Genomic DNA, 21139 nt, shown 5'->3' with positions numbered 1-21139 from the left:
AGTGAAAACTGTGAGGGGTGTTTCCCTTTGTAGCCGAGTTGTTGACTAGACCCAGGTATCCAGCCACATCCGTGAACGCCAGTCGTCGATCGGGATGGCGGTCCCGGTGTACAGGGGCCAGAAGTAGATGAAGTTCCAGGCGATCAGCAGCACCAGCACGCCCGCCCCGGTCGCCCCCGCCACCCGCCGGGTGTCGCTCGAGCCGGGCGGTCCGACGAGCGCGCCGAGCATCATCGCCACGGCCAGGCACAGGAACGGCAGGAAGACGACGGCGTAGAAGAAGAAGATCGTCCGTTCCTGGTACATGAACCAGGGCAGATAGCCGGCCGCGATGCCGCAGGCGATGGCGCCCGCGCGCCAGTCCCGGCGGAAGAACCAGCGCCACAGCACGTACAGCACCGCGAAGGCCGCCGCCCACCACAGCAGCGGTGTGCCGATCGCGAGGACCTCGCGCGCGCACTTCTCCGTCGCGTCGACCGGGCAGCCGTCCTTGCCGGCGGCCGGGGACTCGTAGAAGTACGACACCGGGCGGCCGTCGACGATCCAGCTCCACGGGTTGGACTGGTAGGTGTGCGGGGAGTTGAGGCCCACATGGAACTCGTAGACCTGGTGCTCGTAGTGCCACAGGCTGCGCCACCAGTCGGGGAACAGCCAGGACCAGCTGCTGTCCTTGCCGTCGGTCGCGGCCCAGTTGCGGTAGTAGCCGCCGGTGCCGTCGGTCGGGGAGAGGATCCAGCCGAGCCAGGACAGCAGGTAGGTGGCGATCGCGACCGGGATCGTCGCCAGGAAGGTGAGGCCCAGGTCGTGCTTGAGGACGGCGACGTACGGGTGGCGGGCGCCGGCCACCTTGCGGGAGCCGACGTCCCACAGCACGGCCATGACGCAGAACGCGGCCATGATGTACAGGCCGTTCCACTTGGTGCCGATGGCCAGGCCCAGCATCAGGCCCGCCAGCCAGCGCCAGGGGCGCCGGCCGAACCGGGTGGTCTCCGCGACGTGCCGGTCCGGGCGGGCGTGCCCGTCCGCGTCGACCGGCAGCGCGGCGGCGAGCTTCTCGCGCGTCCGGTCCCGGTCGACGACCAGGCAGCCGAACGCGGCCAGCACGAAGAACATCAGCACGCCGTCGAGCAGCGAGGTGCGGGCCATCACGAACGCCAGCCCGTCCACCGCCATCAGCGCGCCCGCGAGGCAGCCGAGGAACGTCGAGCGGAAGATCCGGCGGCCGATCCGGCACAGCATCAGGACCGACAGCGTGCCCAGCAGCGCCGTCATGAACCGCCAGCCGAACGGGTCGAACCCGAACATCAGCTCGCCGAGCCCGATGACGTACTTGCCGACCGGCGGATGCACCACATAGGCCGCGTCGGCGGGGATCTTGACCTTGCTGCCGACGTCGAGGATGACGTCGTTGGCGTTCTTGTCCCAGGACACCTCGAAGCCGCGGTGGACGATCGCCCACGCATCCTTGGCGTAGTACGTCTCGTCGAATATCACCGCCTTGGGGCTGCCCAGGTGCCAGAACCGGAGCACGCCCGCGAAGAGCGTGACGAGCAGCGGGCCGCCCCAGCCGGACCAGCGCCCGAGCCAGTCGGTCAGCGTCTTCGGCAGGCCGAGCGCCGCCCACATGCGCGGGTCGGGCCGGGTGTACGGCGGCACCAGCCGGTCCCGGACATCGCTTCTCGGTCCGGCCGAGTAGCCGAAACGGCGCAGCCGCTGCTGCCAGGACGGCCGCTGGTCCTGCGGCGTCTGGTCCTGCCGGGTGTCCGTGGAGTCCATGGACGACGCTGTACTGGTCACCGCGCCATCGTAGGGAACACGTCTGTGGGAGTCCCGTGGATGGGCCCTGCGAGGATGGAAACGTGACAGGAACCCTTGTTTTGGCAGGCACCCCCATCGGCGACATCGCGGACGCCCCGCCCCGGCTGGCCGCGGAACTGGCCGCCGCGGACGTGGTCGCCGCCGAGGACACCCGACGGCTGCGGCGCCTCACCCAGGCGCTCGGCGTCACCCCCAAGGGGCGTGTCGTGTCGTACTTCGAGGGCAACGAGGCGGCCCGCACGCCCGAGCTGGTCGAGGAACTCGTCGGCGGCGCGCGCGTGCTGCTGGTGACGGACGCCGGCATGCCCTCGGTGTCGGACCCCGGCTACCGGCTGGTCGCGGCCTGTGTGGAGAAGGACGTCCGCGTCACCGCCGTCCCCGGCCCGTCCGCCGTGCTGACCGCGCTCGCGCTGTCCGGGCTGCCCGTCGACCGGTTCTGCTTCGAGGGGTTCCTGCCCAGGAAGGCGGGGGAGCGGCTGTCGCGGCTGCGGGAGGTCGCCGAGGAGCGGCGCACCCTCGTCTACTTCGAGGCCCCGCACCGGCTCGACGACACCCTCGCCGCGATGGCCTCCGTCTTCGGCGAGGAGCGGCGGGCGGCCGTCTGCCGCGAGCTGACGAAGACGTACGAGGAGGTCAAGCGCGGTCCGCTCGGGGAGCTGGCGGCGTGGGCCGCGGAGGGTGTGCGCGGGGAGATCACCGTCGTCGTGGAGGGGGCGCCCGAGCGGGGCGCGCAGGACGTGAGCGCGGAGGAGCTCGTGCGCCGGGTGCGCGTGCGCGAGGAGGCCGGCGAGCGCCGCAAGGAGGCGATCGCGGCGGTGGCCGTGGAGGCCGGGCTGCCCAAGCGGGAGGTCTTCGACGCGGTCGTCGCGGCCAAGAACGCGGGTGCGTGACCGCGCAGGCGTATGCCCTCTGAGCAGGGCGCATGTCGTTTGAGCGAGCGCCCCACGGTCGAGTAAAGGGCGGCGGTCGAAAGCAAAGCCCAGCCCCCCTCGGCAGGGCCGTTTTGGCAAGGAAAGTCCAAATCGGATCCAACAGTCGACAGGGCTGGTGCATTCGCGTCGGCGGAAGCGTCCACTGGTCGAAGGGACGCACCCGTCCCGGTGTCCAGCGGACCAGAGGAGCTGGCATGAGCGAGATCGCAGGGCAGACCGCCGCACTGCGCAGTGGCGCCACCGCCGTCGTCCACGAGTCGTACTCCTTCGCCTGCATGCGCTGCGGGCACGGCTGGGAGCAGTCGTACGAGATCGAGCACCACACCGACGCCGACAACCACGAGTTCGTCATCTACGTCGCCGACCAGCAGGTCGTGCCGTCGCCGCTGTCCCGGCCCACGTGCCAGAACTGCGACGGCCACGTCGTGCGCATCATGCGGCCGGGCCAGGTCTCCTCGGTGCTCGACGCGGCGCACCGCCATCAGCGCCGGGCGCCGCAGGCCGGCCCCGTGGAGGTGCCGGAGGTGCCGGAGGTGCCCGCGCAGGCCAAGGAGCGCCACCACTGGCAGCTCTCCGATCTCCTGCACCCGTTCCACCACCGCAAGGCGAGCTGAGCTCCGCCGGTCGGGTGGGCATGCCCCTTTCGTAGGATCGGGGCATGCCTTCGAATTCCTCCGCAGCTTCCGACAAGAACGCGGCACCGCCGCTCCCGGAGCCCCTGCGGGTGCCGGTCGCCGACTCCCACACCCACCTCGACATGCAGTCGGGGACGGTGGAGGAGGCGCTCGCGAAGGCAGCGTCGGTGGGCGTGACCACGGTGGTGCAGGTCGGCTGCGACATCAAGGGCTCGCAGTGGGCCGCGCGGACGGCGGCACAGTACGACGCCGTCCACGCGACCGTCGCCCTGCACCCCAACGAGGCGCCGCGCATCGTCCACGGCGACCCCGACGGCTGGTCGCGGCAGGGCGCCCGGCAGCCGGGGGGCGCGCAGGCGCTCGACGCGGCGCTCGCCGAGATCGACCGGCTCGCGGCGCTGCCCCAGGTGAAGGGCGTCGGCGAGACCGGCCTCGACTACTTCCGCACCGGCCCCGAGGGCAAGGAGGCGCAGGAGCGCTCCTTCCGCGCCCACATCGAGATCGCCAAGCGGCACGGCAAGGCCCTCGTCATCCACGACCGCGACGCCCACGACGACGTCCTGCGCGTGCTGAAGGAGGAGGGCGCGCCGGAGCGGACGGTGTTCCACTGCTACTCCGGGGACGCGGAGATGGCCGAAGTGTGCGCGCGCGAGGGCTACTTCATGTCCTTCGCCGGCAACGTCACCTTCAAGAACGCCCAGAACCTGCGGGACGCGGTGGCGGTGGCCCCGCTGGAGCTGCTCCTGGTGGAGACCGACGCGCCCTTCCTGACGCCGGTGCCGTACCGCGGACGGCCCAACGCGCCCTACCTGATTCCGGTCACGGTGCGGGCGCTGGCCGCGGTGCGCGGCATCGACGAGGACGCCCTGGCCACGGCCCTCGCCGCCAACACGGCACGCGCGTTCGGCTACTGAACACCACGCTGAGTACTCGCGTCGCTTTGGAGAGTGACGGCCGCTCCGCTAGGTTCTGGGTCTCTCTGGACCCTGGAGCGTGTCGGCGTGAGCAACTCCCAGTACCAGACGTACGAGCCGTACGGCGCGGCCTACGACCCGCACAGCGCGGAGACGCTGGCGTACGGCGTGCAGACCGCGCCGACCCCGCCGATGCCGGTGGCGTACGAGGAGCCGATGCCGGTCGCGTACGAGGACACGTACCGGCCCGCCTACGACCTGCCCGGCGCACCCGCGCCCGCGTCGGCGCCCGAGCCCGCCTCGCGCGCCGGAGCGAGTCGGCGGGCCGCGCGCCGGCGGAAGATGCGGGGCGCCGAGCGCGCGGACAGCACCATGCGCCGACTGCTGCCGCAGGCGCTGGTCGTCGCGTTCCTCGCGGGCGGGACCACCGCGTTCGTCGCCAAGGACAAGGCGATCGAGCTGAACGTCGACGGCAAACCGCGCACCCTGCACACCTTCGCGGACGACGTGACCGAGCTGCTCGCCGAGGAGGGCGTCGACGTGGGGGCGCACGACGTGGTCGCGCCCGCCCCCGGGACGGCGCTCAGCAGCGGCGACGAGATCGCCGTGCACTACGGGCGCCCCGTCCGGCTCACGATCGACGGGCAGCGGCGCGAGGTGTGGACGACGGCGCACACGGTGGAGGGGGCGCTCAAACAGTTCGGGGTGCGCGCGGAGGGCGCGTATCTGTCGGCCGCACGCTCCCAGCGCATCGGGCGCGAGGGGCTCGCGCTGGACGTACGCACCGAGCGCGCGGTCACCGTCATGGCCGACGGACGGTCCCGGACCGTCCGCACCAACGCGGCGACCGTGCGGGAGGTGATCGAGGAGGCCGGCATCACGCTGCGCGGGCAGGACACCACGTCGGTCGCGCCGGGGAGCTTCCCGCGCGACGGGCAGACGGTGACCGTCCTGCGGATCACCGGCACCAAGGAGGTCCGCGAGGAGACGATCCCGTTCCGGGTCGAGCGCCGTGAGGACGCCTCGCTGTTCAAGGGCACGGAGGTCGTCGAGCAGGCCGGACGGGAAGGGGTGCGGCAGGTCACGTACTCCCTGCGCACCGTCAACGGCGTCAAGCAGAAGCCGCGGCGGATCAGGACCGCGGTGGTGCGCGAGCCGCGGGCGCAGGTGGTGAAGGTGGGGACCAAGCCGCTGCCGACGTCCGTGCAGGGAGCGGACGGGCTGAACTGGCAGGGCCTCGCGACGTGCGAGTCCGGGGGCCGGCCGAACGCGGTGGACCCCTCGGGGACGTACGGCGGGCTGTACCAGTTCGACACCCGCACCTGGCAGAGCCTCGGCGGCAGCGGCCGCCCCCAGGACGCCCCGGCGGCGGAACAGACGTTCCGGGCGAAGAAGCTGTACGTAAGGCGGGGAGCGAGCCCCTGGCCGCACTGCGGGCGGCGGCTGCACGGCTGACGGCCGCGGTGCGGGGGGCGCAGGCGCGGCCGGCGGTCGCGGTGCGGGGTGGCGGAGGCGTGGTCGGCGGTCGGGGTGCGAGGGGGCGGAGGCGTGGCCGGCGGTCGCGGTGCGAGGGGCGGAGGCGTGGTCGGCGGTCGCGGTGGGCGGGCGAGCGGTGTCGGGACCGGCGCAGCCGCCCCCGTACCCTTGTCCCGTGACCAGCAGCCCCACCCCCGACGCCCTCCTCGGCCCCGCCGACATCCGTGAGCTCGCGGATGTTCTCGGTGTGCGGCCGACCAAGCAGCGCGGACAGAACTTCGTCATCGACGCGAACACGGTCCGCCGGATCGTGCGCACCGCCGACGTACGGCCGGACGACGTGGTCGTGGAGGTCGGGCCGGGGCTCGGGTCGCTCACGCTCGCGCTGCTGGAGGTCGCCGAGCGCGTCACGGCCGTCGAGATCGACGACGTGCTCGCCGCCGCCCTGCCCGCCACCATCGCCGCGCGCATGCCGCAGCGGGCCGAGCGGTTCGCGCTGGTCCACTCCGACGCCATGCACGTCGAGGAGCTGCCGGGGCCGCCCCCGACCGCGCTGGTCGCGAACCTGCCGTACAACGTCGCCGTGCCCGTGCTGCTGCACATGCTCGACACGTTCCCGACCATCGAGCGCACCCTCGTGATGGTGCAGGCCGAGGTCGCCGACCGGCTCGCCGCCGGGCCCGGCTCCCGGGTCTACGGCGTGCCGTCCGTGAAGGCCAACTGGTACGCCGAGGTCAAGCGGGCCGGTTCCATCGGGCGCAACGTCTTCTGGCCCGCGCCCAACGTCGACAGCGGGCTCGTGTCGCTGGTGCGGCGGGCCGAGCCGATCAAGACCAGCGCCTCCAAGCGTGAGGTCTTCGCCGTCGTGGACGCCGCGTTCGCACAGCGCCGCAAGACCCTGCGGGCCGCCCTGGCCGGCTGGGCGGGGTCCGCGGCCGCCGCCGAGGCCGCCCTCGTCGCCGCCGGGGTCTCGCCGCAGGCACGCGGGGAGTCGCTGACGGTGGAGGAGTTCGCGCGGATCGCGGAGAACAAGCAGGACCCGGAGCCGACGCCGGAGAACAAGCCGGAGCAGGAGCCGGAGAACAAGCAGCAGCCGCAGCCGGAGCAGGAGCAGGAGCAGCAGTGAGTGTCACCGTCCGCGTTCCCGCGAAGGTCAACGTCCAGCTCGCCGTCGGCGCCGCGCGTCCCGACGGGTTCCACGACCTCGCCAACGTCTTCCTCGCCGTCGGGCTGTACGACGAGGTCACGGTCACGCCCGCCGACGAGCTGAGCGTCACCTGTGAGGGCCCGGACGCCGCCCTCGTCCCCCTCGACCGGACGAACCTCGCGGCGCGCGCCGCGCTGATCCTCGCCGAGCGCCGCGGCATCGAGCCCGCCGTGCACCTCCACATCGCCAAGGACATCCCGGTCGCCGGCGGCATGGCCGGCGGGAGCGCGGACGGCGCCGGTGCGCTGCTCGCCTGCGACGCGCTGTGGGGTACGAACGCCTCCCGTGAGGAACTCCTCGACATCTGCGCCGAGTTGGGCAGCGACGTGCCGTTCAGCCTGGTCGGCGGGGCGGCGCTCGGGACCGGGCGGGGGGAGAAGCTGACCGCGCTCGACGTCGGCGGGACCTTCCACTGGGTGTTCGCGATGGCCGAGCGCGGGCTGTCCACCCCGGCGGTGTTCCGCGAGTTCGACCGGCTCACGGAGCACGCGGACGTGCCCGAGCCCGTCGCCTCCGAGTCGCTGCTCGACGCGCTCGCCGAGGGCGACCCGGACGCGCTCGCCGCCGCCGTCTCCAACGACCTCCAGCCCGCGGCCCTCTCCCTCTTCCCGGAGCTCGCCGACACCCTCGCCGCGGGCCGCACCGCCGGTGCGCTCGCCGCGCTGGTGTCGGGGTCGGGGCCGACGACGGCGTTCCTCGCGCGCGATCCGCGGTCCGCGGCGAAGGTGGCCGAGGCGCTGCGCGCGTCCGGTACGTGCCGTTCTGTGCGGGTGGCGTCGGGACCCGCGCCGGGCGCGACCGTGGTGGCCGGAAACTGACGTTCTCCTGACTGTCCCCGAAGATCCACAAGACCCTCACCAAGTGCGGGTTGACTGCATGAATATGCAGGTCAGGTGTAACCCACGCCACAGTACTTTAATGTTCACCAATGCGGTTCCTGGCCCTTTTTCGCCCCCTCTGTGTCATCGGAACGGCTGGCATGATCAGCCATCCCCGGTCCCCATTACCGGTGGTATTTCATGGCGAGAGGAAGTCCCCCCATGGGCCACATGGATCACTTCAGTGCCGGCTGGATCACCCCCGTCCTTTCCTATGTCATGGCGTGCGTCGGCTCGGCGCTCGGGCTGCGCTGCACCGTCAGAGCGCTCGAAGCGGACGGTGCCTCGAAACGGAACTGGCTGACCCTCGCCTCCGTCGCCATCGGCTCGGGCATCTGGACCATGCACTTCGTCGCCATGCTCGGCTTCAGCGTCGAGGGCACGCCGATTCGCTACGACATCCCGCTCACCGTCCTCAGCCTGCTGATGTCCATCGGCGTGGTCGCGGCCGGCGTCTTCACCGCCGGGTACGGCAAGTCCCGGGTCACGTCGGTGGCGTTCGGCGGTCTCGGCACGGGAGTCGGGGTGGCCGCGATGCACTACACCGGCATGGCCGCGCTCAACCTGCACGGCCAGGTCGACTACGACCCCGCGCTCGTCATCGCGTCCGTCGCGATCGCGGTCGTCGCGGCGACCGCCGCGCTGACGCTCACGCTGATTGTGCGCGGCGGTGTGCTGGCCGCTCTTGCCGCGCTGGTCATGGGGCTTGCCGTGAGCAGCATGCACTACACCGCGATGTACGCCGTGAGCATTCAACTGTCGCCCAGCAGTGCGGGGTTGGCCGGTGCCACGCCGACCGAGTTCATCTTTCCGTTGGCCGTGGTGCTGGGGTCGTTCCTGTTCCTCGCCGCTGCGTACGTCGCGTTGTCGCCGACCGGGAAGCGGCACGAGTCGGCTGTTGCCGCGGAGATTCTTCGTGAGGTCGAGCTGGCTACCGCGTAAGGCCGCCAACTGATCCGCTGCGCCATGGGGTGTGGCGTCCGCGGGTTCGTTGTGGCTGGTCGCGCGGTTCCCCGCGCCCCTGACGGGGCGCTGTCCGGCCGTACCCGGAAAACCGTCCCGAATGAGGTCCACCCTTATGCGCGTTCTTCGCAGTACTACCGGCCGGCTCCGGCCCAGATCCGTCCGAGCCAAGATCGTCTCCCTGCTCATGCTGCCCATCGTGTCCCTCATGGCGCTGTGGGGATTCGCCGCCGTGACGACCGCGTCCAGCATCGGGGACACCGAGCGGGCCAAGGACGTCAACGCCGAACTGCTCACGCCTGTCGGTGAGTTCGTCACCGCGTTGCAGGCCGAGCGGACCGCCGTCATGGGGCGTCGGGCCGTGCCCGCCGATGTCCGCAAGGCCACCGACCGGGCCGCCTCCGCGCTGCGGGACGGCATCAACGCCTCCAGTTCGGACGCCGCGCTGCTCGACGCGGGCCTTCCCCGGCGCATCGACAAGCTGAAGCGGGCGGCCGGCGGGCTCGCGGAGCTGCGCACCGAGGCGACCGCCAAGGGCGCCAAGTCCACGGTGGCGTACGCCGGGTACTCCGCGATCGTCGAGGACGCCTTCTCGGTCGCGGGCGGCCTCACCGGCGACCAGAGCACCGATGCCGCGTCCGACGCGCGCGTGGTGCTCGAACTCGCCCGCGCGCGCGAGACGTTGGCCCAGGAGCAGGCGCTGCTCGGGGCGGCGCGGGCGGCCGGGACGCTGACCGGGCAGCAGTACGCGCAGTTCGTCGGCGCGGTCGCCACCCGCAGCCGGCTGCTCGAGCCCGCGGTCGCCGACCTCAAGGCCGAGCACCGGGCGGCCTACGAGGAGATCCTGGACGGCGACGCGTACGCCGGGCTCCAGGCCGTCGAGAACCGGGTGCAGAGCGCCGGACCGGGGACCTCGGCGGTGGCGTCGGGGCTGCTGCGCGGCTGGGACACGGACGTCGCCGCGACGCTCAAGGACCTGACGGCCGCCGAGACCGGCGCCGGTACGGGCGCCACCGCGAAGGCCGACCCGTTCGGCTGGGACACCCTCGGCGCCTCCGGGGTCGCCGTGGTGCTGGGTCTCGTCGGTGTGCTGCTGTCGCTGCTGGTGTCCGTGCTCGTCGGGCGCGGGCTCATCGTCGAGCTGCTCGACCTGCGCAACGACGCCCTGGAGGTGGCCGGCCGCCGACTGCCGCAGGCCATGCGGAAGCTGCACGCCGGACAAGGCGTCGACATCGACGCCGAGGCCCCCCTGCGGCGCCTCGTCGGTGACGAACTCGCCCAGGTGGGAACCGCGTTGACCGCCGTGCAGCGGGCCGCGCTCAAGGCGGCCTCCGAGCGCGCCGAACTCCTCAGCGGCATCTCCGGCGTCTACGTCAGCCTCGCCCGCCGCAGCCAGGTCCTCCTCCACCGCCAACTCGACCTGCTGGACGGCATGCAGCGCCGCCGGCAGGACCCGCAGGAACTCCAGGACCTGCACCGCGTCGACTACCTGGCGACCCGCATGCGCCGCCACTCCGAGTCCCTGCTCATCCTGTCCGGCATCGCCCCCGGCCGCGGCTGGCGGGACCCGATCCCGCTGGCGGACGTGCTGCGCGCCGCCGTCGCCGAGATCGAGAACGCGCCGCGGGTGCAGATCTGGGCCGTGCCGAAGGTGTCCGTGCTCGGCGGCTCCGTCGCCGACGTCATCCACCTCCTCGCCGAACTCGTCGAGAACGCCGCCGCGTTCTCCCCGCCCAGCGCCAAGGTGCAGCTGCGCGCGGCCCGGATGCGCGACGGTGTGCTCATCGAGGTCGAGGACAGCGGCTTCGGCATGAACGAGGAGGCCCTCGCCGAGGCCAACCGCAAGATCCAGTCCGAGAAGGTCGACCTCCTCGACGCCAAGCAGATCGGCCTGTTCGTGGTCAACCGGCTGCGCGAGCGGCAGGGGCTGCGGGTGGAGTTGCGCTCCTCGCCGGGCGGCGGGGTCACGGCCGCGATCCTCATCCCCGAGGCGCTCACGCGGGACGACATGCCGGTCGGCGAACGCGCCGGCGGCGGACGGGGACTGGCACCGGCGGCGGCACTGATCCAGCAGCAGCGGCCGGGCTTCGGTGGCGCCGGGGCGTGACCACGTCTTCGCGCTATCTCCACACCGCGTACCGCGAAAGCGGTACGCGAGGGAAACCAACGGCCTCTAGGGTCACTTGACACTTCGAACGCCACCGGCGTCCGGCCAGCCGGACGCCGCCCGGCGCGCTGTCGAGTGACCCCCCTTGGAAGGCAAGGCACGTCCGTGTCCGAACAACCCCCCACCCCCTCCCACCGCCGCAAGCGGTCCCTCTCCCGGCGCGGCGTGATCGGCGCCGCCGGAGCCGTCGCCGCCGGGGCCGCCCTGACCCCGGTGGTCTTCGCGGCCGGCTCCGACGCCGACTCCGGTACGGCCGAGGCCGGTACGACACCCGAGAAGTTCCCGACGACCCGCTCGGACGCCACCACCGGCGCCGGCCCGGCCACCATCGCCTTCGCCGCCTCCTACGTCGGCGTCCGCTGGGCCGGCGACCGCGAGGGGGCCTCTCTGCGCCTCGCGGACGGCGCCTGGAAGACCCTGAGCGGCGGCTGCGCGACCGTCGACGACGGCGGCACGGCACTGGTCGCGGCCGGCGACGTCACGTCGTACGAGGTGAAGGCGGCGGACGGCACGACCGACGTGCGCTCGCTCGCGATCGACACCACCGACGGCCCGCAGCGCACCGTGCGGGTGCCCGCGGAGCCCACCCGGGTGCGCGGCGTGCGCTATCTGTCACGGCCGGCGTGGGGCGCGGACGAGTCGAAGCGGTACAAGGACGGCGTCGTCAACTCGCCGGAGAAGTACTACCCGTTGCAGGCGATCACCGTCCACCACACGGACACCCCGAACGGCGACGCCGACCCGGCCGCTACCGTCCGGGCGATCTACGAGTATCACGCGGTCACCCTCGACTGGGGCGACATCGGCTACCACTTCCTCATCGACGAGGCCGGGGTCGTCTACGAGGGCCGCTACTCCGGCGACGACGGCGTGCCCGCCTTCGACCCGGACGGCAACGTCGTCACCGCCTTCCACACCGCCGGCTACAACTCCGGCAACCTCGGCATCGCGCTGCTGGGCACCCTCACCGACCAGGGCCCCACGGACGCGGCGAAGGCCTCGCTGACCCGCCTGGTCAAGGTCGTCGCCCGCTTCAAGGGCCTCGACCCGCAGGCGAGGATCACCTACACCAACCCGGTCAACGGCGTGACCAAGGACGTGACCACCGTCGGCGGACACCGCGACTGGCTCCAGACCGAGTGCCCGGGACAGACGATGTACGACCTTCTCGACGAGGTCAGGGCGGCCGCAGAGCGCTGACCTGCGCGGGGATCGGTCGGTCGGCGGCGCGCATTAGGCTGGGAGGCTGATCGATCCCCCTCGTCAGGAGAGAAATGGCCGTCAACCTGGTCAATGTCGAGAACGTCAGCAAGGTGTACGGCACCCGTGCCCTGCTGGACGGCGTCTCGCTCGGCGTCTCCGAGGGCGATCGGATCGGTGTCGTGGGCCGCAACGGCGACGGGAAGACGACCCTGATCCGGATGCTGGCCAAGCTGGAGGAGTCCGACACCGGCCGGGTCACGCACTCCGGCGGACTGCGCCTCGGCGTCCTCACCCAGCACGACTCCCTGGACTCCACGGCGACCGTCCGCCACGAGGTCATCCGGGACATGGCCGACCACGAGTGGGCCGGCAACGCCAAGATCCGGGACGTGCTCACCGGGCTCTTCGGCGGGCTCGACCTGCCCGGCTTCCCGCAGGGCCTCGACACCGTCATCGGCCCGCTCTCCGGCGGCGAGCGGCGCCGCATCGCGCTGGCCAAGCTGCTCATCGAGGAACAGGACCTGATCGTCCTCGACGAGCCCACCAACCACCTCGACGTCGAGGGCATCTCCTGGCTCGCCCAGCACCTGCGCGAGCGCCGCTCCGCGCTCGTCTGCGTCACCCACGACCGCTGGTTCCTCGACCAGGTCTGCACCCGCATGTGGGACGTGCAGCGCGGTGACGTCTACGAGTACGAGGGCGGCTACTCCGACTACGTCTTCGCCCGCGCCGAGCGCGAGCGCATCGCCGCCACCGAGGAGACCAAGCGGCAGAACCTGGTCCGCAAGGAGCTGGCCTGGCTGCGCCGCGGCGCCCCCGCCCGTACGTCGAAGCCGCGCTTCCGGGTCGAGGCCGCCAACGAGCTGATCAAGGACGTGCCGCCGCCGCGCGACAAGAGCGAGCTGATGAAGTTCGCCTCCTCGCGGCTCGGCAAGACGGTCTTCGACCTGGAGGACGTCACCGTCCAGGCCGGCCCCAAGGTCCTCCTCAAGCACGTCACCTGGCAGCTCGGCCCCGGCGACCGCATCGGCCTCGTCGGCGTCAACGGCGCCGGCAAGACCTCGCTGCTGCGGGCCATGGCCCAGGCCGCCCGCACCGAGGGCGAGGCGCAGCCGGCCGGCGGGCGGGTCGTCGTCGGCAAGACGGTCAAGCTGGCCTACCTCTCCCAGGAGGTCGCCGAGCTCGACCCGAACCTGCGGGTCCTGGAGGCCGTCCAGCAGGTCCGCGACCGCGTCGACCTCGGCAAGGGCCGCGAGATGACCGCCGGGCAGCTGTGCGAGACGTTCGGCTTCTCCAAGGAGAAGCAGTGGACGCCGGTCGGGGACCTGTCCGGCGGTGAGCGCCGACGGCTCCAGCTCCTGCGTCTGCTGATGGACGAGCCCAACGTCCTCTTCCTCGACGAGCCCACCAACGACCTCGACATCGAGACCCTGACCCAGCTGGAGGACCTCCTCGACGGCTGGCCCGGCTCGATGATCGTCATCTCCCACGACCGCTTCTTCGTCGAGCGCACGACCGACCGCGTCTTCGCCCTCCTCGGCGACGCCACCCTGCGGATGCTGCCGCGCGGGATCGACGAGTACATCGAGCGCCGCCACAAGATGGAGGAGGCCGCGGCCGCCGCCACGCCCGTCGTGCAGAAGGCCGTCCCCGAAAAGAGCGCGGCCGACCAGCGCGCCGCCAAGAAGGAACTCCAGAAGATCGAGCGGCAGCTCGACAAGCTCTCCGAGAAGGAGACCAAGCTGCACGCCCAGATCGCCGACCACGCCACGGACTTCGCGAAGGTGGCGGAACTCGACGCCCAGCTGCGCGACTTGGCCGGCGAGCGCGAGGAGCTGGAGATGCGCTGGCTGGAACTCGCCGAGGACGCGTGAGCCGCCCGGGGGCGGCGCCTGCGGGCGGCGCGCGCGCCGCGTGAAGAGGGCGTGAAGGCGCATAACAGTGGCATCACGGGCCGGTCCTCCCTTCGGTACAGGGGGTGATCGGCCCGGGTTTCTGTCAGTCCCGAGTGATAGAAAGAGCCGTCTGAGAACTTTCTGAGTACGACTCTGAGCCGTTACGTACCTCAGGGCGTGGCTAAAAATCAGTGAACGAGGGGGAACGCGCTGATGACCCAGCCGCCCGGTTTTGGAGCACCGCAGGACCCGCCGCCGCAGGGCGGTTTCGGCGCACCGCCGCCGCCCGCGGGCCCGCCGCAGACGCCGCCTCCACCGCAGGGTCCGCCGCAGCCCGGTTACGGCTACCCGCAGAAGGTCGACCAGCCCGGTCCCTACGGCCAGCCGCAGCAGCAGCCGGGTCCGTACGGCCAGCCCGGTCCCTATGGTCAGCCCCAGCAGCCGGGCCCGTACGCCCAGCCCGGTCCCTACGGTCAGCCCCAGCAGCCCGGCCCCTACGCCCAGCCCGGTCACGGCTACCCGCCCCAGCCGCAGTACCCCGGCGGCCCCGGCACCCCGCCCGGCAACTCCGGTTCCCGCAACCCCTTCAAGGGGAAGCCGGCCCTCGTCGTGGCCGCCGCCGTGGCGGGCCTGCTCGTCGTCGGCGGCGCGGTGTGGGCGGTCGGCAGCGGGGGCGACGACCCGAAGAAGCCGGTCGCCGAGGAGAGCGACAGCGCCAAGCCGTCCGCCTCCGACGACCCGGTCAACCCCGGTGACGGCGACGGTGGCGGCGGCGAGGAGCAGGAGGACCTCAACGCGGGCCGCCAGGCGGGCGAGTCGAAGGTGCTCTGGTACAAGACCGGGCCGGACGCGCCCGGTTCCGGCGCCGACGCCCCCGGCATGTGGATCACCGACAAGACCGCGGTGAAGGCGGCGTACAAGCAGCTCTTCGGCTACCAGGTCGGCGACGGCAACCCCGCCTGGGACCCGATCACCTTCGACCAGAAGATCTGCGCGGTCACCCCGCAGAAGACCGCCGCGAACAAGATCGTCGTCGCCTACATGAGCGGCAGCAGCGACCGCGCGGAGTGCAACAAGCTCCAGGAGGTCGACCTCGACACCGGCGCCAAGGGCTGGACCGGGGAGGTCGCCGACGGCGACCTGTTCGACTCCACGCTCCAGATCGAGCTGACCATCACCGGCAAGACCCTCATGGTGGGCCGCTCGATGTCCGGCACCGCCTACGACGTCACCAACGGCAAGAAGCTGTTCGACAAGGAGAAGTACGGCGACGCCTGCTTCCCCAGCGCCTTCGCCGGCGGCCCCAGGCTGATCGCCGTCTCCTCCTGCGACGCCTCCGGGAAGAACGAGCACGACGAGGTGCAGGAACTGGACCCGACCACCGGCAAGGCCAGGTGGACCCAGAAGTTCGACAAGGGCTGGCGGGTCGCGCGCGCCTACTCCGTCGACCCGCTCGTCATCTACAGCACCAACGAGGACAAGAACGCCTGGAACATCTCCACGTTCACCTCGGGCGGCAAGTTCCGCTCCCAGGTCGCCTTCGACGAGGACTTCAAGCCCGCCTGCGACTGGGCGATCTTCGCGCGCGACCTGACCGGCTGCACCGGCACGGTCGCCGACGCGAACACCCTCTACCTGCCGACCGAGGCGACCAGCGGCGCGAACGAGATCGTCGCGGTCAACCTGGCCAACGGCAAGGAGAAGTGGCGCGTGAAGTCCCCCGCGGACGAGACGATGCTGCCGCTGAAGATCGAGAACGGCAAGCTCATCGCGTATGTCGAGCCGTCGTACGACGCGGGCGGCCAGGTCGTCTCCATCGCGACGACCGGCTCCGACCACAAGCCGGCGAAGCTGCTCCAGAACCCGGCGTCCGCCGCCAAGGTCGAGGACGGCTTCTACTCCAAGGCCATCGACTGGGTCGGCGGACGCTTCTACCTCTCCACCACCCGGCTGAGCGGCGACGACGACACGCAGGAGAAGTTGATGCTCGCCTACGGCAAGTAGCCCTCCCCGCCGCTCGATCGTCCGCTTCCGTCCCCGCTCCTCCGAGGTAACCCGCCATGACCCAGCCGCCGCCCCCGCCGAACCAGCCCCCGCCCGGGGGAGGCTTCGGCCCGCCCCAGGACCAGCCGCCGCAGCAGCAGCCCGGATACGGATACCCGCAGGCTCCGCAGGCACCTCAGACGCCCCCGCCCCCGCAGGGCCCGCCGCAGACCCCGCCCGGTCAGGGCTACGGCTACCCGGGCCAGCCGCCGCAGCCGCAACAGCCGTACGGCCAGCAGCCGGCCCCGGCGCCGAACCCGTACGGTCAGCCGCCCACCCCGGCGCCGAACCCGTACGGTCAGCCGCAGCCCGGTGGTTACGGCCAGCCGCAGCCGAACCCCTATGGCCAGCAGCCCGGTTACGGCTACCAGCAGCCGACCATGCCGCTCCAGCCGCAGGCCGGGCAGCCGGCCGGCGGGCGGCGGATCAACTCGCAGCTGGCGATCATCGTCGCGGCGGTCGTGGCGATCGCCCTGATCGTCGGCGGCGGTCTGTGGTACGCCAACTCCTCCGGCGACGACGGCAAGAAGGACACCGCGAACAGCAGCGGCGGCACCGGCGGTGGCGGTGGCGGCGACGAGAAGGGCGGCACCAGCAGCAAGGGCGAGGAGAAGGTCCCGGCGAACACCGCCGCCTCCGTCCTCTTCCAGGTCCCGCAGCCCGAGGTCAAGGCCGACACCACCATCACGGTCAACGGTTCCTGGCTGACCGACACCGTGTACGCCAAGAGCGGCATCGCCGAGGTCGTCGGCTACGACCCCGACAAGGGCACCGAGAAGTGGACGATCAAGCTGCCCGGCCCGGTGTGCGCGGCCAGCCGCCCGATGACCGACAAGCATCTGACGGCCATCGCCTACGAGCCCGCGATGCCGACCAAGGAGAGGCCGTCGGCCGGGTGCAGCCAGGTCTCGGCGATCGACCTCGACGCGGGCAAGCAGCTGTGGACGAAGACCGCCAAGGCCGGTGACCGGCTGATCACCTGGGACAACGTCACCGTCAGCGCGAACACCGTCGCCACCGGCTCCACCAACGGCGGCGCCGCCTGGGACATCACCACCGGCAAGTCCCTGTGGTCCCCGAAGCCGACCGACTCCTGCTACGACGCGGGCTACGGCGGCGGCGCGAAGCTGGTCGCGGTCCGCAAGTGCGGTGGCTTCGACGCACGCCAGCTGCACATCCAGACCATCGACCCGGCGTCCGGGAAGGTGATCTCGGAGTACAAGATGTCGCAGGGCATCGAGTACGCGAGCATCGTCTCCACCGAGCCGCTCGTGGTCGCCGCCGAGGTCGGCGAGGACACCGGCGCCAGCGGCATCTCCGACGTCTTCTCCATCGACAACAAGACCGGCAAGCTGCGTACCCGCATCTCGCTGCCGGGCGACGAGTACGCGGCCAGGTGCGACGGCATCTACCGGACCGAGTACTGCTTCCAGATCGCCGTCGGCAACGACAGGGTGTACGTGCCGACGGAGGCGCACCAGGGCGCCGGCAGCGGCTACAGCCGGACCAACGAGATCGTCGCCTTCGACCTGGCCACGGGGAAGCAGACCGGTCAGCGCGCCGACGCGGGCGACGGTTACACGATCAGCCCGCTGCGCATGGACGGCGGCAATCTGATCGCGTACAAGAGCCCGCCGTACAACAAGGGCGGACAGATCGTCAGCATCGACGGCGGCACCTTCAAGGAGACCAAGCTCCTGGAGAACCCGGCGACCAAGCCGGTGCGCGACGTGGAGACGAGCATGCTCCCCGACTCGGCCGAGTACATCTACCACGACGGCCGGCTGTTCATGTCGGAGGTCTACGCGAGCGATTTCGGCAGCAGTACGGGTGAGAAGGAGTACCTGGCGATCGCCTTCGGCGCGAAGTGATCGCACCATCGCCTCCACGCACTGCCCCGTCCCTGCTCAGGGACGGGGCAGTGCGCGTACCACCCATCAGTCTCGAATGACGGAAATTCCGTCGATCCGGGGCACTTCTCACCGGTAGGGGGAGCGCAACGTCGAACAAGCGTGTAGCTTCCGGGGGCATGAAGAGCGGGGGAGCCGGGCGGGGGCTCCTGTCCGTGCGGAGGGGGGACTGGGGGGTTGCTCGATGGGAGTGCGGCTCATGGTGGTCGACGACCACCGACTGCTGGCCGAGGCACTGGCCTCGGCGTTGAAACTGCGGGGGCATCGGGTCCTCGCCGCGGCGGCACCGGCCGCGGGGGCGGCGGAGCTGGTGATCACCCGGGCGCCGGAGGTGTGCCTGCTGGGCACGGCGACCCCGGCCGAGCCGGGCATCTTCGACCCGGTGGTGAAGATCAAGCGGGACCGTCCGCAGGTGGCGGTGCTGGTGCTGGGCCCGGTACCGAGTCCGCGGGGCATCGCGGCGGCCTTCGCCGCGGGCGCCTCGGGCTATGTACGGCACGACGAGCGCATCGAGGGCGTCGAGCGGGCGATCATGAAGGCGCGGGCGGGTGAGGCGGCGGTGGCACCTCAGCTGTTGCAGGGGGCCTTCAGCGAACTGCTCAACCCCGCCGCCCAGCCCGACGACGAGGGCCAGCGGCTGTTGCAGATGCTGACGCCGCGGGAGGTGGAGGTGCTGGTCCGGGTCGCCGACGGCGAGGACACCCGGCTGATCGCGGCGGGCATGGGCATCGCCCCGTCCACGGCCCGCACCCATGTGCAGCGGGTGCTGATGAAGCTGGGGGTGGGATCGAGGCTGGAGGCGGCGGCGCTGGCGGCGCGTACGGGGCTGCTGGACCGGGCGGGTCCGGTGCCGCACTCTCCTCCTGACCTGGGGGCGGGGCCGGAGTCGTAGCGGACTCCGGCCCCGTCCGGGACGAGGGGGCTACTCGCCCGGGTGGCCACCCGGGTGGGCGCCCGGCCCGTCGCCCGCCACGTCCTCCGGAGTGACCTCGGGCGTGGTCGGCGGCGTCGGCCGCAGCTTCAGCCAGACCAGGAAGAAGATGCCGAGGAGCAGCATCCCGATCCCGGTCCACAGGTTGATGTTGACGCCCTCGGCCTTGTCGAGGGTGGCGTCGGAGGGGTTGACGCCGGCGATCGTGACGATGACGCCGTACAGCACGAACAGGCCGCCGATGATGCGGCGCAGGTCGAAGATGCGGGCCGCGGTGGCGGACTTCGCCTGGAGTTCGGCGACTTCCCGCTGGACGTCCTGCTCGGAATATCCGTGATGGTCGGACATGGTCTCTCAATCCTCCCGCGACTAGAACGAGAACGGGATGTAGCAGGCGGCGGCCAGCACGATCGCGCCCCAGCCCAGCAGGGCCGGCCTGCGGTACCAGGCGTCGTCGCCCTCGGCGGGGGCCTCGGACATGCCGGGGGAGCGGGTGCCGTAGACCAGGCCCTGGAGCTCCTCGGCCGGCTTCGGCGCGGTGAACAGCGACACCGCGACCATCACGACCGCGCCCGCGACGAAGCCGACGATCGCGGAGACGAAGTTGGCGCCCTGGTCGGAGGGGATGTCGATGATGCCCTGCTTGTAGATCCAGAAGTAGTTCACCATCGCCGCGACCGTGCCCGCGAGCAGGCCCCAGAAGCCGGACTTCACCGATGCCCGCTTCCAGAACATGCCGACGATGAAGACCACGAACATCGGCACGTTGAAGAAGGAGAACAGCGTCTGGAGGTAGCTCATGATGTTGGAGAAGGACGAGGCGAGGAACGCCGTGCCCACCGACGCGCACACGCCGATCACCGTGATCAGCCGGCCGAAGCGCACGTAGTACGCGTCCTCGCGGCCCTTGACGACGTACCGTCCCCAGATGTCGTTGGTGAACACCGTGTTGAAGGACGACACGTTGGCCGCCATGCCCGCCATGAACGCGGCCAGCAGGCCGGTCACCGCGATGCCCAGGACACCGTTCGGCAGCAGCTGTTCCATCAGGTACGGGATGGCGTCGTTGTACTGGTAGCCCGACTGCTCCGTGCCGAAGCCGGGGATCAGGGCGGCGGCGGTCAGGCCCGGGATCATCACCAGGAAGACGATGAAGATCTTGGGGAACGCGGCGATCAGCGGGGTGCGCTGGGCGGCGCTCAGGTTCTTCGCGGACAGGGCGCGCTGGACCTCGGCGAAGTTCGTCGTCCAGTAGCCGAAACTCAGCACGAAGCCCAGGCCGAGCACGATGGTCAGCCAGTTCGCGCCGAGCGGGTTGTCCGAGCCGATGCCGGTACCGCCCCAGGCGGTTGTGAAGTTCGCGCCGTGCTCGGCCGTCAGCTTGTCGGTCAGGCCGTCCCAGCCGCCGACCTTCTTCAGGCCCAGCACCACGATCGGGATGAGGGCCGCGAGGATCACGAAGAACTGGAGCACCTCGTTGTAGATGGCGGACGACAGACCGCCGAGGGTGATGTACGCCAGCACGAACGCGCCGGCGACCACGATCGCCACCCACTGCGGCCAGCCCAGCAGCGCCTCGACGACGATCGCGAGGGCGTACAGGTTCACACCGGCGATCAGGATGGCGGCGAAGGCGAACAGGGCCGAACTCAACAGGTGTGCCCATTTGTCGAAGCGCAGCAGCAGCATCTCGGGGACCGAGCGGACCTTGCTGCCGTAGTAGAAGGGCATCATCACCAGGCCCAGGAAGACCATGGCCGGGATGGCGCCGATCCAGTACCAGTGCACGGTGTACGCGCCGTACTGGGCGCTGTTGGCGGCCATGCCGAGGATCTCGGTGGCGGCCAGGTTGGCCGAGATGAAGGCGAGGCCGGTGATCCAGGCGGGCAGCGACCGCCCGGAGAGGAAGAAGTCGAGACTGGTCTTCACCGATCTGCGGGCGGCGAAGCCGATGCCCAGGACGACGACGAAGTAGATGGCCAGGATCGTGTAGTCGAGCCAGTTCGTGGGGAGACGTAGCTCGGCGGCCAGATATGTCGCATGTGTGGGGGTCTGCATGGATTACTCGCTTCGTTGCGTGAATAGATCCAGAGCGGAACCTACGCCTCCGCGTTCAGTAATTGAACACTTTTATTGATGCTCTTTGTTTGATTGTGATGTTGACTCC

The 21139-nt window shown here is 71.1% G+C and carries 16 protein-coding genes; 13 read left to right on the top strand and 3 right to left on the bottom strand.

From position 1 onward, the window contains the following. Nucleotides 1–45: 45 nt before the first annotated feature. Nucleotides 46–1797 carry a dolichyl-phosphate-mannose--protein mannosyltransferase gene (locus EJC51_RS21480; RefSeq protein ID WP_166682887.1) on the bottom strand — a complete coding sequence of 584 codons (1752 nt, stop codon included), beginning with the start codon at nucleotides 1795–1797 and terminating at the stop codon, nucleotides 46–48. 62 nt (nucleotides 1798–1859) lie between these two features. Between EJC51_RS21480 and rsmI the strand changes: the two genes are divergently transcribed. From rsmI to EJC51_RS21415, 13 genes are all read left to right on the top strand, one after another. Beyond that, nucleotides 1860–2708, top strand: coding sequence for a 16S rRNA (cytidine(1402)-2'-O)-methyltransferase (gene rsmI, locus EJC51_RS21475; RefSeq protein WP_097265198.1), 849 nt, complete (start codon nucleotides 1860–1862; stop codon nucleotides 2706–2708). A gap of 236 nt (nucleotides 2709–2944) precedes the next feature. Beyond that, nucleotides 2945–3364, top strand: coding sequence for a hypothetical protein (locus tag EJC51_RS21470; protein WP_126272579.1), 420 nt, complete (start codon nucleotides 2945–2947; stop codon nucleotides 3362–3364). A 44-nt stretch (nucleotides 3365–3408) separates the two neighbouring features. Then, nucleotides 3409–4299, top strand: a complete 891-nt coding sequence (locus tag EJC51_RS21465; protein ID WP_126272578.1) for a TatD family hydrolase — start codon at nucleotides 3409–3411, stop codon at nucleotides 4297–4299. Nucleotides 4300–4386: 87 nt separating this feature from the next. Continuing rightward, nucleotides 4387–5754, top strand: a complete 1368-nt coding sequence (locus EJC51_RS21460) for a resuscitation-promoting factor (protein WP_126272577.1) — start codon at nucleotides 4387–4389, stop codon at nucleotides 5752–5754. Nucleotides 5755–5950: 196 nt separating this feature from the next. Then, a complete protein-coding gene (rsmA, locus tag EJC51_RS21455; RefSeq protein WP_244362771.1) occupies nucleotides 5951–6901 on the top strand; it encodes a 16S rRNA (adenine(1518)-N(6)/adenine(1519)-N(6))-dimethyltransferase RsmA in 951 nt (316 codons plus the stop codon). Further along, complete coding sequence (locus tag EJC51_RS21450; RefSeq protein WP_126272576.1) at nucleotides 6898–7800, top strand: 4-(cytidine 5'-diphospho)-2-C-methyl-D-erythritol kinase; 903 nt, start codon at nucleotides 6898–6900, stop codon at nucleotides 7798–7800. Before rsmA ends, EJC51_RS21450 begins: the two co-directional genes overlap by 4 nt. A gap of 222 nt (nucleotides 7801–8022) precedes the next feature. Next, nucleotides 8023–8802: an MHYT domain-containing protein gene (locus EJC51_RS21445; RefSeq protein ID WP_126272575.1), complete on the top strand. Its 780-nt coding sequence runs from the start codon at nucleotides 8023–8025 to the stop codon at nucleotides 8800–8802. A 208-nt stretch (nucleotides 8803–9010) separates the two neighbouring features. Further along, the gene (locus EJC51_RS21440) at nucleotides 9011–10930 is read left to right on the top strand and encodes a sensor histidine kinase (RefSeq protein ID WP_244362769.1); all 1920 of its coding nucleotides are present in this window, start codon (nucleotides 9011–9013) and stop codon (nucleotides 10928–10930) included. 165 nt (nucleotides 10931–11095) lie between these two features. Then, nucleotides 11096–12190 (top strand): peptidoglycan recognition protein family protein, encoded by a 1095-nt coding sequence (locus EJC51_RS21435; RefSeq protein WP_244362767.1) that lies wholly within the window; start codon nucleotides 11096–11098, stop codon nucleotides 12188–12190. A 74-nt stretch (nucleotides 12191–12264) separates the two neighbouring features. Continuing rightward, nucleotides 12265–14067, top strand: coding sequence for an ABC-F family ATP-binding cassette domain-containing protein (locus EJC51_RS21430; protein ID WP_126272573.1), 1803 nt, complete (start codon nucleotides 12265–12267; stop codon nucleotides 14065–14067). 234 nt (nucleotides 14068–14301) lie between these two features. Beyond that, the gene (locus tag EJC51_RS21425) at nucleotides 14302–16092 is read left to right on the top strand and encodes an outer membrane protein assembly factor BamB family protein (RefSeq protein ID WP_126272572.1); all 1791 of its coding nucleotides are present in this window, start codon (nucleotides 14302–14304) and stop codon (nucleotides 16090–16092) included. A 56-nt stretch (nucleotides 16093–16148) separates the two neighbouring features. Further along, nucleotides 16149–18002 carry an outer membrane protein assembly factor BamB family protein gene (locus EJC51_RS21420; protein ID WP_126272571.1) on the top strand — a complete coding sequence of 618 codons (1854 nt, stop codon included), beginning with the start codon at nucleotides 16149–16151 and terminating at the stop codon, nucleotides 18000–18002. A gap of 223 nt (nucleotides 18003–18225) precedes the next feature. Then, nucleotides 18226–18933 carry a helix-turn-helix transcriptional regulator gene (locus EJC51_RS21415; protein ID WP_126272570.1) on the top strand — a complete coding sequence of 236 codons (708 nt, stop codon included), beginning with the start codon at nucleotides 18226–18228 and terminating at the stop codon, nucleotides 18931–18933. Between the two features lie 30 nt (nucleotides 18934–18963). Here EJC51_RS21415 and EJC51_RS21410 read toward each other — a convergent pair whose 3' ends face one another. Beyond that, nucleotides 18964–19320: a hypothetical protein gene (locus tag EJC51_RS21410; protein WP_126272569.1), complete on the bottom strand. Its 357-nt coding sequence runs from the start codon at nucleotides 19318–19320 to the stop codon at nucleotides 18964–18966. Between the two features lie 21 nt (nucleotides 19321–19341). Further along, nucleotides 19342–21030 carry a sodium:solute symporter family protein gene (locus tag EJC51_RS21405; RefSeq protein WP_126272568.1) on the bottom strand — a complete coding sequence of 563 codons (1689 nt, stop codon included), beginning with the start codon at nucleotides 21028–21030 and terminating at the stop codon, nucleotides 19342–19344. Between the last annotated feature and the right edge of the window lie 109 nt (nucleotides 21031–21139).

Source organism: Streptomyces aquilus (genome assembly GCF_003955715.1).
Taxonomy (GTDB): Bacteria; Actinomycetota; Actinomycetes; order Streptomycetales; family Streptomycetaceae; genus Streptomyces; species Streptomyces aquilus.
This window is presented reverse-complemented; position numbering and strand designations above follow the sequence as displayed.